Below are 15,215 nucleotides of genomic sequence, written 5' to 3'. Positions count from 1 at the left end.
ACAAAGATGACGAAATCTCTCAAGGAGATTGCGGCCTATCTGGGCGGCACCGTGGTCGGCGACGGGGACGTGACCGTCGCCGGACTCGGGACCCTGGATGACGCCGGGGAGCACGATCTCACCTTCCTCGCCAATCCCAAGTACGCCAGCAAGGTCGCCACGACCCGCGCCGCCGCGGTCATCCTCCCCGCCGGGGCGGAGACCCACGGCCGCAACGCGATCCTGTGCGCCAACCCGTACCTCGCCTTCGCCAAGCTCCTGACCCTCTTCGCGGTGAAGCGGCTCCCCCCCTGCGGCATCATGCCCGGTGCGTTCGTCGCCGAAGGGGTGACCATCGGGGCCGACGTTTCGATCTATCCCGGCGCCTCGGTCGCTTCCGGGGTGGTGCTCGGGGACCGGGTCACCCTGCATCCGGGAGTGGTGCTGTACCCCGGTGTGGTGGTCGGCGATGACGTCACCCTCCATGCCAACGTGAGCGTGCGGGAAGGGTGCCGTATCGGCAACCGCGTCATCATCCAAAACGGCGCGGTCATCGGCAGCGACGGCTTCGGCTATGCTCCGGACGGCCCCCAATGGTACAAGATCCCGCAGATCGGCATCGTGGTGGTCGAGGATGACGTCGAGATCGGTGCCAACAGCACCGTCGACCGGGCAGCTCTCGAGGTGACCCGGATCGGCAAGGGAACCAAGATCGACAACCTGGTCCAGGTGGCCCACAACTGCGTGATCGGCGAAAACGGCATGATCTGCTCGCAGGTCGGGATCTCGGGGAGCACCCGGGTCGGCAACAACGTCACCCTGGGCGGCCAGGTCGGCGTCGCCGGACACATCAAGATCGGCGACAAGGTCATGATCGGCGCGAAATCCGGCGTCCCCGGCAACATCGAATCCAATCAGATCCTGAGCGGCATTCCGGTCATCCCGCACCGCGAGTGGCTCAAGGCTTCCGGCGTCTATGCCAAGCTCCCCGAGATGCGCAAGACGATGATCGCCCTGGAAAAAAGGGTGGCGGAGCTGGAAGGGCTGTTGGCGGAGGCAGGGGTAAACCGGGGCTAGGGGCTGAGGAAAAACCGGGGCTGGGGACTAGGGGCTAGGAGCTAGGGAGCAAAGACGAAGAAGGCGGTGATCAACCCGCTTATCTTTACTAGCCCCTAGCCCCCCATCCCTAGCCCCTGCCTTAGAACACAAGGAGTTTATGCAATGCTTGATACCGTTGAAATCATGAACGTTTTGCCGCACCGCTATCCGTTCCTCCTGGTGGACCGGGTGCTGGAGGTGGAGGAGGGGAAACGGATCGTCGCCATCAAGAACGTGACCATGAACGAGCCCTTCTTCCAGGGGCACTTTCCCGGTCACCCGATCATGCCGGGGGTCCTCATCATCGAGGCGATGGCCCAGGTCGCGGCCATCATGGCATACCTCACCGCTAAGGACACTGCGGACAAGAAGGTCAGCTACTTCATGGGGATCGACAACGCGCGCTTCCGCAAGCCGGTAAAGCCCGGCGACACCCTGCGCATCGAGGTCGAGACCATCTTCGTCAAGCGCGGCGTCTGGAGCGTGGCCGGCAAGACCTACGTCGGTGACACCTTGGTGACCGAAGCCGAACTGAAGGCAACGCTGGTAGACAAGTAGTCAGAAAACCGGGGCTAGAGGCTGGGGCCTAGAGGCCAGGGAAGGGCAAGGACTTTCCCTCGGCATTGTTCCCCAGCCCCCAGGTCCTAGCCCCCAGCCCCGAACTTTTGGGAGATTTTATGATCCACAGCACCGCAATCATCCACCCCGGCGCGCAGATCGCCGACGGCGTCGAAATCGGACCGTACGCCGTCATCGGCGAACACGTCAAGATCGGCAAGGGAACCAAGGTCGGCCCCCACGCCGTCATCGACGGGTGGACCGAGATCGGGGAAGCAAACACCATCTTCCAGCTGGCTTCGGTCGGGGCCATCCCGCAGGACCTGAAGTACAAGGGTGAAGAGACTTACCTGCGCATCGGCAATGGCAACACGATCCGCGAGTTCGCCACCTTGCACCTCGGCACCGTCACCGGCGACGGCGAGACCACGGTCGGCGACGGGAACCTCTTCATGGCTTACTCCCACGTCGCCCACGACTGCCACATCGGCAGCCATGTCGTCATGGCGAACGGGGCTACCCTCGCGGGCCACGTTACCATCGAGGACTACGTGATCCTGGGGGGGCTGTGCGCGGTGCACCAGTTCGCCCGGATCGGCGAAAGCGTCATGGTCGGCGGCGGGTGCCTGATCGGCAACGACGTGCCTCCCTACACCATCATCACCGGGGAAGGGCGGGACCTGCGGCTGCGCGGGCTGAACCTGATCGGCCTGAAGCGGCGCGGCTTCTCCGACGAGACCATTTCCCGGCTCAAGCGCGCCTACAAGATCCTTTCCCTTTCCGGGCTCAAACTCACCGAGGCGGTCGAGAAAATGAAGACCGACGTGGAGAGCTGCCCGGAGGTCGATCGATTCATCTCGTTCATCGAAAACTCCACCCAGCGCGGGGTATGCAGGTAAAATCGGGGGTCTGGGATCTGGGGTCTGGGGTCGGGGAACAGAGGTTGTTCTGTCCGATTGTTGATCCCTGGCACCGGGCCCTTGAACGTTGTATGACTGTTGCGGGTTAGGTGGCACGAGGTCCTGTCGGGTTTCCCCGACCCCGGAACCTGACCACCGACCCCGCTTCACGAGGTCCCAGTTGCAAGCAAGAAAAAAGGTGATGATCGTGGCCGGCGAGGCGTCCGGCGAGATGTACGGCGCGCGGATTGCCGCCGGACTTCGGGCGCTCCTCCCCGATGTCGAGCTTTTCGGTATGGGGGGGGACTGCATGCGGCGCGAAGGGGTCGACACGCTGGTCGACGCCAACGTCATGGCCGTCATGGGCATTGTCGAGGTGGTCGCCCATCTCCCGACCATCGCCAAAGGTTTCACCACCCTCAAGAAGCGTCTCCTGAACGACCCTCCCGACTTGGTCATCTGCATCGATTACCCCGACTTCAACCTCCGCCTGGGCAAGGTCGCCAAGGACGCCGGCATCAAGGTGCTGCACTTCGTCAGCCCTACCATCTGGGCCTGGCGCCCCGGCCGGATCCACGGTATCGGCCGTGCCATCAACCGGATGGCGGTCCTCTTCCCCTTCGAGGTCCCGTACTACGAACGGGCCGGCATCCCGGTCTCCTTCGTCGGGCACCCGCTTCTCGACATGGTGCACCCGACCATGGGGAAGGATGAGGCGGTCCGCTCCTTCGGGCTGGACCCGTCCCGGCGCACCCTGGGCCTCTTTCCGGGGAGCCGCAAGAGCGTCCTGAAAAGGCTTTTGCCGGTCGTCCTCGAGTCGGCCCGCCAGCTCAAAGGACGCTTTCCCGGTCTGCAGTTCCTCCTGCCGCTCGCGTCCTCGCTGCGCGAAGCGGACCTCGCCCCGTACCTCGACGGCTGCGGGTTGGAGATCAAGGTGGTCTCCGGGCGCAACTACGACCTGATGGTCGCCTGCGACGCCGCGATCTCGGTCTCGGGGACGGTCATCATGGAATTGGCCCTGGTCGGGGTGCCGATGGTCCTCATTTACAAGGTGCCCTGGCTGAACTACGAGATCGGCAAGCGGGTCATCAACGTCGATCACATCGGGATCTGCAACATCGTGGCGGAAAAGCGGGTGGTACAGGAGCTGATCCAGCACGAGGCGGAGCCGCCGCGGATCGTGGCGGAGATCGAGCGGATCCTCAACGACCCGGTGTACAACGCCAAGATGCGCGCCGAACTGGCCGAGGTGCGCGTGCGCCTGGGGAGCGGTGGCGCACTGGAGCGGCTGGCAAAGGTGGCCGCGGAGATGCTGCAGTGAGGGATGGCTTCCTTTTTACTCCCCCCTTTGAAAAAGGGGGGGCGGGGGGGATCTGCCTTTGTGTGAAGGGGGGGATGGAACCCCATCCTCACCGTGTCCGTCGCAAGCGTGCGCTCTCGCGCGCGACCCTTGATGGGGAGGGGACGTATCCGGTGGGTACGCCCAATATTCCAGCCTTCTGCTGCTTCGAGGGCGTGCCATGCTGAGGGAGATCCGCTGGCATTTGGAGACCTTCCTGTTCCTGTCGATCTCCTTCGCCGTGGCCCGGCTTCCCCTGGGGCTCTCCCGTTCCGTCGGACGCTCGATGGGGCGGCTTATGTTCCGGCTTTTGAAACGGCGTCGCGAGGTAGCCATCGGCAACATCGCCGACTCGCTGCCGTTTCTGGAAAAACAGGCGGGCTGGGCCAAGCGGTCCCCGGAGGATCTGGCCCGCCAGTGCTTCGAGCATCTGGGGCTCTCGCTCATGGAGGACTGCCGGATTTACCACGGCCGCGGTCAAGCGCTCATCGACGCGGTCGAGGTTAACGGCAACGAACACTGGCAAAAGGCCCTGGAGCGCGGCAAGGGGGTCGCCTTCGTGACCGGGCACTGCGGCAACTGGGAACTTCTCGCCCTTTCTTTCGGCGCCCGCTACCATAACCTCTCCGTCGTCGCCCGCCGCCAGGACAACCCTCACCTGAATGGGGTACTGGAGAGGATCCGCAGCGGCTACGGTAACAGCGTCATCTACCGCGAGGGCGCCCTCCGCGCGATGTTCTCGAGCTTCAAGAAGAACGGGATCGTGGGGCTTTTGATCGACCAGGCGGTCGCTCCCGAGGACGGGGTTCTGGTCAACTTTCTAGGACGCCCCGCCTGGACCACGAACTTCCTGGCGCAGCTGGCGCGCAAGGTCGAGGTGCCGCTGATTCCCGCCTTCATCCATCGGGACGGAGAGCGCCAGGTGATCACCTTCCATCCCGAGATCATCCTCCCTGAGCTGGCCGACGGTGTGCGGGACACCCAGATTCTCACCAACTGCATCGAGCGGTACGTGATCGAGCATCCGGCGGATTGGTATTGGATTCACAAGCGGTGGAAACGGGTGCCCCAGCAGGGGGCGCCGGGAGTGGCGGAACATGCAGAATAGCAAGGCGTTGCGGGATTTTTTGGTTCCGGTCCTGGTCCTTCTCGTCGGAACGGGGCTGATCGCCGCCACCGGCTTCGATCTTTTGGTGGAACGCCACTTCTACGACCAGGTCGGCGGCTGGGTCGGCAAGAACTTCTTCCCGGTGACCATCCTCTACCGCTTCGGATTCTATCCCGCGTTCATCGTGGGAGGGGTGGCGCTGGTCGTCTTCTTCTACAGCTTCATCACGCCGCGTGCGCTTTGTTACCGGAAAGGTGCGCTCTTCCTGGTCCTGCTGCTGGTGCTTGGCCCCGGGCTGCTGGTGAACAGCTACTTCAAGGATCACTGGGGCAGGCCGCGTCCGGCCCACCTGCAGATGTTCGGCGGCACCGAACGGATGCCCTACCACCAGATCTGGGAGCGCGGCGTCGCGGGACAGGGGAAATCGTTTCCCTCCGGGCACGCGGCGGCAGCCTTCTATCTTTTCGCCCCTTATTTCGTGCTGCGGCGCCGTGCGCCGGAAAAGGCGCGTCGTTACCTGGCCCTGGGGCTCATCTACGGCGTCTTCATGGGGATCGCGCGCATGTCCCAGGGCGGGCATTTCCCGAGCGACGTCCTCTGGGCGGGAGGCATCACCTACCTGGTGGGCGTTGTGCTCACCCACCTCCTCAAGCTCGATGAAGAACCAGACCCGCAACTGGAAACACTCCCGTAAAGGCCATCGATGGTCGAACTCCTCTACAACCTGCTCCTTTTTCTGCTGCTCCCGTTCATTCTCGCCTACCATTGCTACCGGTCGGTGACGCGCGGGCGGCGCAGCGCGCTCGCCGAGCGGTTCGGGTTCATCCCGGCTGATGAGCTGGCGGTGGTTGCCGGGAAACCGGTCATCTTCGTGCACGCGGTTTCCGTCGGGGAGACCATGGCGGCGGTCCCGCTTCTCAAGGGGATCCGCGGGCGCTTTCCGGAGCACCGCATCGTCCTCTCCAACGTCACCGAGACCGGGCGCAGCGTCGCGCTGAAGAGCAAGCTCGCCGATCTCTGCATCTACTTTCCCTTCGATTTCAACTTCGCCGTGGCCGGGGTTCTGGACCGGGTACGGCCGGACCTGATCGTGATCATGGAGACCGAGATCTGGCCGAACTTCATCCGTGCGGCGCGTGCCCGGAACATCCCCGTGGTGCTCGCCAACGGCCGTATCTCGGACCGCTCGCTCAAGCGCTACCTGAAGCTCTCCTGGTTCTTCGGGCCGGTCCTGCGCGAGATCACCGCGTTATGCATGCAGACCGCCGCCGACGGCGAGCGGATCGGCGCCATCGGTGCCCGCCCGGATACGGTCCGGGTCACCGGGAATCTGAAGTACGACCTGCCGGTGCAGATCCCGTCCGCCGAGGCGGTGGCCGTGCTCAAGGAGAAGTACCGCATCCCGGCCGGGGCTTTCGTCTTTACCGCCGCGAGCACCCACGAGGGGGAGGAAGGGGCGGCGGTCGAGGCGTACCGCGCTTTGGTGGCCGCCGGCGGGGAGCATTTCATGATCCTGGCGCCGCGTCATCCCGAGCGTGCCGCCGCGGTTGCCGAGCTGTTGCGCAAAGAGGGGGTCCCCTTCCGGCTCCGCTCCACGCTGGACGAGGTCACCGCAGCGCTTCCTGCCGGCTCCGTGCTGCTGCTCGATACCGTGGGCGAGCTGGCCCGCCTCTACGGCGCCTCCGACCTCGTTTTCGTCGGGGGAAGCCTCGTTCCGACCGGGGGACATAACCCGCTGGAACCCGCCGCCTGTGGCGTCGCTGCCCTTTTCGGACCGCACATGGAGAACTTCCGGGAGATCGCGACCGGCTTTCTGGGCTACGGCGCCGGCCTTCAGGTCCCCGACCCGGCCGGCCTGGCGGCGGACGTGGTCGCGCTGTACCGGGACACGACCCGCCGGGAGCAGATGGGGCGCCAGGGGGCGCGGCTTTTGGAAGAGAGTGCCGGCGCAACAAGGCGCCACCTGGATGTGATGCAGGAGTTCCAAAGGGGGGCCGTGCCGCGTGGCTGACCTCGCCCTTTACTACCAGGAACTGGTAAGCGGAAAACGTACCGGGTTCCGTGACCGTCTGCTTTTGGGCGCGCTGCGCCTTGCTTCCTATCCCTATGCCTGCCTGATGGGGCAGCGGGCGCTCGCCTACCGGATGGGGATCTTCCGCTCCCACCGGCTGCCGCGGCCGGTGATCGCGGTGGGAAACCTCACCATGGGGGGGACCGGGAAGACCCCGATGGTGGCGCACCTCGCGGCGCAATTGATCGCGGACGGGAAACGGGTCGTGGTACTGACGCGCGGTTACGGCGGCAGCGCCGGTAAGGGACCGTGCCTGGTTTCTGACGGAAAGGCGATCCTGGTGACCCCGGAGGTTTCCGGTGACGAACCGTCGCTTCTGGCGCGCAAGGTGCCGGGGCTCATGGTGGTGGTCGGATCGGACCGCTACCGCTGCGGCCTCTTCGCCATGGAAAAGCTCCAGCCCGACGTATTCATTCTCGATGACGGCTACCAGCATCTCCGGCTCCAGCGAGACCTGAACCTCCTTTTGATGGATGCCCGCAATCCGCTCGGCAACGGTCGCGTCATTCCGGCCGGTTTCCTGCGCGAGCCGCGTTCGGCGGCCAAGCGTGCCGACGTCGTCGTCTACACCCGTTGCGCCGCTGCCGGTGAGCCCAACCTTTTCCCCGGCAAACCGGCCTGCTGGACCACCCATAGCATTACCGGCTATCACGACGTCATCCTGGGAACGCGCCTGGGGCCCGCCGAGCTGCAAGGCAAACGCATCGTCGCCTTCTCGGGGATCGCCGATCCGAAGGCCTTCTTCGATCTCATCGAAACGGGCGGGGTAAGCCTTACCGCGACCATCTCCTTCGCCGATCATGCAAGCTACGGCGAGGAGGAGATTGCCGCAATCAATCGGGTCCGTGTCACCTCACGCTCCACCGTCCTCATCACCACCGAGAAGGATGCGGTGAAACTCGCCCCCTTTGTCTCCCGACTCGGTACCTGCCTCACCGCCGACCTTGCCATCCGCTTCTACGACGAATCCCCGCTGGCTGCCTCGCTGGAGAAAATCCTTTATTAACAAAGGGCTCTGTGGCACAATGCCCCGTTGCGCCGACGTTGTTTTTGACAAGGATGGGCAGGGTGGGCCGAAGGAAGATTCTCCTCCCGGTCACCCTGCCGATCGTACTGGTTGAAAGGAAGAGCCGATGGCACTTTCCCAAGCATTGCTGGAAGTTTTGGCCTGTCCCGGGTGCCGGGGAAAACTCCTCGACCGGGAGGACCACCTGGTCTGTCCGGCCTGTGCGGTGCGGTATCGCGTCGAGGACGGGATCCCGGTGCTGCTGGTGGAGCAGGCGGAGCCGGTCTGAGCCGAGCCCCCCTCTCCCACCGGGAGAGGGGGGGGGTGAGTAGGGGCACGTGCCTGGAAAGGCGCTCCCACAGGCCGATGATCGGCGATCGCCGCAACTGGCGAAATGGCTTTCATTTGCAGGCCAGCCATGCTATAAAGTGCAGTTTTTAACGCGTTTCCGGCCCGCTGTCGCCGCCTGACGATGGCGCCGGGGTCTGGTGAGTGAATGGGCAGGAAGATCGATATCGAGAAGATACGCCGGGTCGTGGTCCGGGTCCCCAACTGGCTCGGCGACGCCGTCATGGCCACACCGATTCTGGGGGCCGTCCGGGCGAGCTTTCCCAAGGCGCGGATTGCCGTCCTGGCAACGCCGCTTCCGGCACAGCTTTTCACCACCCACCCCGCCGTCGACGAGGTCCTGGTCTACGACAAGAAGGGGACCCATGCCGGGATCGGTGGCCGGCTGAAACTGATCCAGGAACTCTGTTCCCGCTCGTTCGACCTCGCCATCCTTTTCCCCAACTCGGTTGATGCGGCCCTGGTTCCGCTTCTGGCGGGGGTCCGGCGCCGCATGGGGACCGGTCACCAGGGGCGCGGCCTGCTGCTGACCCATACCTACGACGATGCCCCGATGCGCGAGACCCGGCTGCACCAGGTGGAAAACGACCTGCGCCGGGTGGGGCAGTTCGGGATCGCCGGGGGAAGCGGGAAGCTCGAGCTTGCCACGACTGCCGCCGAGGACGCCGCCATCGCCGAACTTCTGGCCGACGCCGGCATCGCGCCGGGGGAGTTCGTCCTGGGGGTGAATCCGGGTGCGACCTACGGCTCGGCGAAGAGATGGTATCCGGACCGGTTCGCCGCCGCGGCCGCAGAACTGGGCGCGGCGTGGGGCGCCAAGGTGGTCATCACCGGCTCTCCCGCCGAGGCTCCCATGGCCGCCGAGATCGCCGCCCTGCTTCCCGGTGCCGTCAACCTGGCCGGCAAGACTGATGTGCGCGGTCTCATGGCGCTGATCAAGCGCTGCAACTTTTTCATCACCAACGACTCCGGGCCGATGCATATTGCGGCGGCTTTCGGGGTGCCGCTGGTGGCGGTTTTCGGTCCCACCGACAACAGTGCCACCTCGCCCTACACCCCCGATGCCATCATGGTCCGCAAGCCGGTTGACTGCGCGCCCTGCATGCTGCGGGAATGCCCGACCGACCACCGCTGCATGACCGAAGTTACCGCCGCCGACGTGGTCGAAGCGGCGCAGCGCCTGTGGCGCCAGGTTTCAGGAAAGCAATGACCCACATATTCAAGAGACTGTTCAATTACATCCGCCCCTATTGGAAACGCATCGCCCTCGCCATGGTCGCCTCGAGCACCTACGGCGCGATGGACGGTGCCTTCGCCTACCTGGTCGCCCCGGTCCTGGAAAAAATCTTCAAGTCGAAAGACATGGTGATCTTCTCCGTCCTTCCCCTGGGGATCATCGCCATCTTCGCCATTCGTGGCCTTTGCCGCTATACCAACGACTACTTCATGCGCACTGCCGGTCAGCTCGCGGTGCAGGATGTCCGCAACGACATTTATAAGCGGAACATCTTCCTCGGGCTGGGCTTTTTCTACCGGCAACAGACCGGCGCTCTCATGTCCCGCGTCCTGAACGACGTGGCGGCGATGCAGGAAGGGGTCGCCGTCATCATCACCTCGACGCTGCGCGACTTTATCGGCACCATTGCGCTGTTCGGCGTCATTTTCTACCGCAACTGGCAGCTCGCCCTGATCTCGTTCCTGGTCATCCCGGTCACGGTCATCCCGGCACAGCTGCTGAGCAAGAAGCTCAAGGCGATCGCCCGCTCCTCCCAGGAGAAGCTCGGCGGGATATCCGGACACCTCCAGGAGACCTTCACCGGGATCAAGGTCATCAAGGCCTTCGGCGTGGAGCACCGCGAGATCGATCGGTTCAACGCGGCCAACAGGCTGTACTACGTCTGGATGCGGAAGTGGATCAAGTACAGCAACCTCAACTCGCCGATCATGGAGGTCATCACCTCCGTCGGGATCGCCGCCGTGGTCTGGTTCGGCGGGAGCAAGGTCATGGCCGGCAAGATGTCGGCGGCCGAATTCTTTTCCTTCATCACCGCGATGGCGCTGGTCTATTCCCCCCTGAAACGCCTGGTCCAGTCCTACAACGATTTCCAGCGCTGCGTCGGCGCCGCGGAGCGGGTCTTCGAGATCATCGACGAGGAGCCGGAGATCGTGGACGCTCCCAATGCGGTTACCCTGGGGCGGGTGCGGGGGGAAGTGGAGTTGAAGGGGGTCTCGTTCCGCTTCGGCGAAGAGGACGTGCTGAAAAATGTATCCCTTTCCGCCCAGCGCGGCGAAGTCATCGCCCTGGTCGGCCCCTCCGGTAGCGGCAAGACTACGCTCGTCTCGCTCATCATGCGTTTTTACGATGTGAACGAGGGGGCGGTGCTGGTGGATGGGCACGACGTCCGTTCGGTCTCCCTGGCGAGCCTCCTCTCCCAGATCGCCCTGGTGGACCAGGAGACGGTCCTTTTCAACGAGACGGTGGCCAACAACATCCGCTACGGAAAGCCCGACGCGACCGATGCCGAGGTGGAAGCGGCGGCGCGGGCGGCCTTTGCCTACGACTTCATCATGCAGATGCCGGACGGCTTCCAGACCAACATCGGTGACCGCGGGGTGCGCCTCTCCGGTGGCCAGCGCCAGCGGCTCTGCATTGCCCGGGCCCTCATCAAGGATGCTCCGATCCTGATCCTCGACGAAGCCACCAGCGCGCTGGACACCGAAAGCGAGCAGATGGTGCAGAACGCGCTCAACAACCTTATGCAGAACCGCACCGTCTTCGTCATCGCCCACCGGCTCTCCACCATCCTCAACGCGGACAGGATCCTGGTGCTGGAGAAAGGGCGGATCGTCGAGTCCGGTAGCCATCAGGAGCTCCTCGAACGGGAAGGGCTATACCAGAAGCTCTATAACATGCAGTTCCAGGACGGACCGGTGGAACTGGCGGTCGGCGCGCCGTAATGGGAGCGACCGGAGCCGGAAAACGGTTCGTCGTCATCTTCGAGCCGCTGCAGAGCGTCCACCTGCACAAGGACGTCGGCCAGGTCCCTTACCAGCTTTTCAAGCATTACGGCTACCGAAGCGAAATCGTCTGTCGCAAAAACGAAACGCACTACCAGTACCTCGACCGGGACCTGAAGGGGCTGACCCTGACGTTCCTTAAATCCTCTCCCCTGCGCTATCTCCTGGGCGAGGCAAAAGACATCGACGTGCTGATGCTGTTCCATATCACAACGAAGACGATCTACGCCGGCATCCTGTACAAGTTGCTCAACCCGCGCGGGACCCTCTACGTAAAATATGACCTCTCCGACGACGAGATCCTCTATGCAACCTGGGGACACCGGAATTTCTTTACCCAGCTGAAAAGGAACTTTCTGTTTTCTCGACTTCTGCGGTACCTGGACCTCTTTTCCGCGGAGAGCCGCGGGGTGTACCGGAAGATCACAAAGATACCGCCGCAGAAAAAGCTTCACATCCCCAACGGGTTCGATCCGGATCTGCCGGTACGCTACGGGGTGGTACCCAAGCCCTTTGGCGCGAAAGAAAACGTCATCCTGCTGGTGGGACGTCACGGCTCGCGGGAGAAGAATTCGGAGCTGGTTCTGGGTGCGCTGGAGCTGATCCGGGATATCGGCGATTGGGAAGTCCACTTCGTGGGACCGATGACGGAGGAGTTTGTCGCGACCAAGGAAGACTTTTTGGAGCGCCACCCCTGGTACCGGGGGAAGGTTCACTTCCCCGGGAGTATCAGCGACAAGAAAGTTCTTTTTGAGTATTACAACCGCGCCAAGATCTTCTGTCTTCCGTCGCGCTGGGAGAGCTGGGGGCTCGTCTGCGTGGAAGCGCTCTCTTTCGGCAACGTGCTGGTCATGTCCCAAGGGATCGTCTCCGCTCCTGATCTCACCGACGACGGACGGGTCGGCTTCATGGTTGAAGGGGAAGATGCCGCTTCTTGGGCCAAAATGATAACGTCCCTAATGGCGAACCAGGACTTACTTGCCGAGCGGTCCAGAACAGCCGCACGGCATTTCCAGGAGAACTTCGAGTGGAAGAAGGTGCTAGAGGTCTTGAACGATCGAATTGAGTCCCTTGTTCATACCCGCGATGCTGACGCCCCCTGATGCAAATAACACAATGGTATCGCGGCGCCGGGGTAAGGGATTAACTTGCCCTTTACAGATCCGATAAGGCCCGAGGGAGGGCACGAGCGGCCACCCTGATGTTCGTAGGGTTCCAACTTGCAGCCAGAGCACTTTCACGTGTCTCATCTTCATGAAGGACCCGCTGTCGGGGCAGCTCAGAAAAGCCATTCATGACCTTTACTTGCGTTTCTTACTATTTGTTCCTGCCGCTACTGTTCCTGGGCCATTTCCTGCTGAGGGAGCGCTGGCGTTGGATTCTTCTGCTAGCAGCCAGTTATGGGGTTTACGCCTCATTCAAGGCCCCGCTGTTGCTGGGCGTTCTTGCTCTGGTGACTCTGGCCAGTTACACAAGCGGACTCACTATAGTCAACTCCCGGTCTCAGGGCAGGCGCCGCCTCGCATTCTGGTTGGGTATCGGTAGTTGCATCTTACTTCTGGCCGTTTGCAAAGTTGCGCCGCTCTTCGCTTCGGGAAAGGTGCTGGTGTCCATCGGGGTCTCCTACTTTGCCTTCCAGGCGATCTCTTATCTGACCGACGTATATCTGGAGATCGAGGAGCCGGAGCGACACCTCGGCTATTACGCGCTCTATCTGGCGTTCTTTCCGAAACTCCTGCAGGGACCGATTGAACGCGCGGGGGATCTGCTACCGCAGCTGAAACGGGGATATGTCTGCGATCCGGAGCGGTTGCGACGTGCCCTCTTGCAGCTGGTGTGGGGGCTTTTCCAGAAGATCGTTATCGCCGACCGGCTCGGAAGCTATGTCGATGCCGTCTTCAACGACATCCACGCCTACTCGGGATGGCCGCTTCTCGCTGCGACCTATCTTTTCGCGCTGCAGATCTACTTTGACTTCTCCGGATATACGGAAATGGCGCTGGGGTCGGCGCAGCTGTTTGGCATTGACCTGACCCAGAACTTCAACGCTCCCTACCGCGCTACCTCAATCGCTGATTTCTGGCGCCGCTGGCACATCTCGTTTTCCCGGTGGATCCTGGACTATATCTTCAAACCCCTGCAGCTTGCGTGGCGCGGCGGCAAAAAGGCGGGTACCGCGGCAGCGCTTCTGGTGACCTTCTTCGTATCCGGGCTCTGGCATGGGATCAGTTGGGGGTTCGTGATCTGGGGAGGACTGCACGGGATCTACCTCGCCTGCGCTACCTTCTATGGCCCGTACCAGAAAAGGCTACACCGTGCCATGGGGCTGGATAAGGGGACGCTCCTCACAGTGTGGCAGAGAGGGGTGACGTTCCATTTGGTCTGCTTCGCCTGGATCTTCTTCCGGGCCAATTCCGTTGCCGACGCCTGGTACCTCGTGACCCATGTCGTCGACTTTGCCCGCGGAAGCGGCCTGCACACCACAATCGAACCGACCCGAGATCTGCTTATTACTTTGCTGCTGCTGTTGGTCCCGTTCGCGGTGTCGCTGTTTCGGTGCCGTCTCCCTTTGCTTGAGCAGCGGGGATGGGTGCGCTGGAGCGCCTACTACGCCCTTGCTTTGGGTATCATGCTTTTCCGTAATGCCGGGGAGAGCTTTATCTACTTCCGGTTCTGATTCTCTGGGTTCATGAAAAAACTGCTCTGGAAACTCACACTCTTCTGTCTTCCGCTGCTGCTTGTCAGCGCTGCCGCGACCTTGTTGCCGCTCAACTTCTTTACCTTCAAGCTGTGGGAAGCGTTGGTGGTCCGTTGGAGAAATCCACTTCTCTCCGGTCCTTTTTACCCATCCCGGCGTATGGCTATGGTCGAAGAGGGGGACCTTGGGCACGGGACCCGCTACGCCATCAGGCGCAACGCGATCTGGGAGACCGACCGTTACGGCTTCCGGGCGAAGGAACGATCGGAGAACCCGGAGATCGTGGTGGTGGGGGATTCCTACATCGTTGGGACGAGCCTGTCCCAGGATGAGACCTTCGCGGAACGGCTCCGGCAGCAGCTGGGGCGCTCAGTCTACCCGTACGCCCCGAAGGACCTTAACAGCTTTCTGCGCGATGCGCGCTTTGCTGTCCACCCCCCCAAAGTGGTTATCTTCGAGGACTTGGAGCGGAACATGCTCCGACTGGGCCCCCTTAGACTTCCTAAGCGCTTGGATTCCGCTGGGAAGCTGCAGGCTTTGGCTCCGTTGGCGGTGACTCTGGACCGGATGATCAAGCAGGAGCCGGTGAACTACCTCCGGGCGCGGCTTACGTCCGAACGAATAGGGGTGCGCTACCGCGGCATCTTTTTTTACCAAGGGGAGAACGCCACCATGACCGCCGCCCCCGGCGAGGTCAGCCGAATGGTGGGGCGTCTAAAGGAATACTCGGACTACTTTCGGCGTCGTGGCATCCGGTTCATCTTCCTCCCGATACCGAACAAGGAGACCGTCTACTACGACTACCTCCCGTCGAAACGGCGTCCCCGCGTGCTGGAGGAGGTGCTTAATAGGGTGGCGGAAAGCGGTGTTGATGTGATAGATTCGCTCCGCCCGTTCCAGACGGCAAGGGCGGAGGGGGTAGCCCCCTTTCAGCCGGACGATACCCACTGGAGCCCCGCCGGGGTTGACATCGCGGTGCGGTTGATCGCCCAGCAACTGAATCAGAGTGAGACCGGTCCGGTGCAGGCGCTCAGCGCGACGGTTTCCCCGCGTTTAACAGCCGCCGCCCGAGGCGGCCGAAGCGGAAGATAGC

Annotated in this window: 14 protein-coding genes; all 14 read left to right on the top strand. The window is 62.8% G+C overall.

Annotated elements, in window-relative coordinates; genetic code table 11:
- Positions 1-6: 6 nt before the first annotated feature.
- The 14 genes from lpxD to JFN93_RS14630 all read left to right on the top strand — a co-directional run bounded on the left by lpxD (position 7) and on the right by JFN93_RS14630 (position 15,214).
- Complete coding sequence (lpxD, locus tag JFN93_RS14695) at positions 7-1,056, top strand: UDP-3-O-(3-hydroxymyristoyl)glucosamine N-acyltransferase (RefSeq protein ID WP_199384850.1); 1,050 nt, start codon at positions 7-9, stop codon at positions 1,054-1,056.
- Between the two features lie 144 nt (positions 1,057-1,200).
- Positions 1,201-1,635, top strand: coding sequence for a 3-hydroxyacyl-ACP dehydratase FabZ (fabZ, locus tag JFN93_RS14690; protein ID WP_199384849.1), 435 nt, complete (start codon positions 1,201-1,203; stop codon positions 1,633-1,635).
- Between the two features lie 119 nt (positions 1,636-1,754).
- Entirely contained in the window at positions 1,755-2,534 is a 780-nt protein-coding gene (lpxA, locus tag JFN93_RS14685; RefSeq protein ID WP_199384848.1) for an acyl-ACP--UDP-N-acetylglucosamine O-acyltransferase, read from the top strand.
- Between the two features lie 202 nt (positions 2,535-2,736).
- Complete coding sequence (gene lpxB, locus JFN93_RS14680) at positions 2,737-3,855, top strand: lipid-A-disaccharide synthase (RefSeq protein WP_199384898.1); 1,119 nt, start codon at positions 2,737-2,739, stop codon at positions 3,853-3,855.
- 199 nt (positions 3,856-4,054) lie between these two features.
- Positions 4,055-4,981: a lysophospholipid acyltransferase family protein gene (locus tag JFN93_RS14675; RefSeq protein ID WP_199384847.1), complete on the top strand. Its 927-nt coding sequence runs from the start codon at positions 4,055-4,057 to the stop codon at positions 4,979-4,981.
- Positions 4,971-5,675 carry a phosphatase PAP2 family protein gene (locus JFN93_RS14670; RefSeq protein ID WP_199384846.1) on the top strand — a complete coding sequence of 235 codons (705 nt, stop codon included), beginning with the start codon at positions 4,971-4,973 and terminating at the stop codon, positions 5,673-5,675. The genes JFN93_RS14675 and JFN93_RS14670 overlap by 11 nt, the downstream gene beginning before the upstream one ends.
- A gap of 9 nt (positions 5,676-5,684) precedes the next feature.
- Positions 5,685-6,992 carry a 3-deoxy-D-manno-octulosonic acid transferase gene (locus tag JFN93_RS14665; RefSeq protein ID WP_199384845.1) on the top strand — a complete coding sequence of 436 codons (1,308 nt, stop codon included), beginning with the start codon at positions 5,685-5,687 and terminating at the stop codon, positions 6,990-6,992.
- Entirely contained in the window at positions 6,985-8,058 is a 1,074-nt protein-coding gene (gene lpxK / locus JFN93_RS14660; protein WP_199384844.1) for a tetraacyldisaccharide 4'-kinase, read from the top strand. The genes JFN93_RS14665 and lpxK overlap by 8 nt, the downstream gene beginning before the upstream one ends.
- A 127-nt stretch (positions 8,059-8,185) precedes the next feature.
- Positions 8,186-8,347 carry a Trm112 family protein gene (locus JFN93_RS14655; RefSeq protein ID WP_199384843.1) on the top strand — a complete coding sequence of 54 codons (162 nt, stop codon included), beginning with the start codon at positions 8,186-8,188 and terminating at the stop codon, positions 8,345-8,347.
- 207 nt (positions 8,348-8,554) lie between these two features.
- Positions 8,555-9,616 carry a lipopolysaccharide heptosyltransferase II gene (gene waaF, locus JFN93_RS14650; RefSeq protein ID WP_199384842.1) on the top strand — a complete coding sequence of 354 codons (1,062 nt, stop codon included), beginning with the start codon at positions 8,555-8,557 and terminating at the stop codon, positions 9,614-9,616.
- Positions 9,613-11,364: a lipid A export permease/ATP-binding protein MsbA gene (msbA, locus tag JFN93_RS14645; protein ID WP_199384841.1), complete on the top strand. Its 1,752-nt coding sequence runs from the start codon at positions 9,613-9,615 to the stop codon at positions 11,362-11,364. Before waaF ends, msbA begins: the two co-directional genes overlap by 4 nt.
- Entirely contained in the window at positions 11,364-12,527 is a 1,164-nt protein-coding gene (locus JFN93_RS14640; RefSeq protein ID WP_199384840.1) for a glycosyltransferase family 4 protein, read from the top strand. The genes msbA and JFN93_RS14640 overlap by 1 nt, the downstream gene beginning before the upstream one ends.
- Positions 12,528-13,030: 503 nt before the next feature.
- Entirely contained in the window at positions 13,031-14,101 is a 1,071-nt protein-coding gene (locus JFN93_RS14635) for an MBOAT family O-acyltransferase (protein WP_199384839.1), read from the top strand.
- 12 nt (positions 14,102-14,113) lie between these two features.
- The gene (locus tag JFN93_RS14630; RefSeq protein ID WP_199384838.1) at positions 14,114-15,214 is read left to right on the top strand and encodes an alginate O-acetyltransferase AlgX-related protein; all 1,101 of its coding nucleotides are present in this window, start codon (positions 14,114-14,116) and stop codon (positions 15,212-15,214) included.
- Position 15,215: the final 1 nt, after the last annotated feature.

Source organism: Geomesophilobacter sediminis (assembly GCF_016458275.1).
GTDB classification, from domain to species: domain Bacteria; phylum Desulfobacterota; class Desulfuromonadia; order Geobacterales; family Geobacteraceae; genus Geomesophilobacter; species Geomesophilobacter sediminis.
Note: the sequence above shows the minus strand (reverse complement) of the source record. Positions and strands in the feature narration are given on the sequence as shown.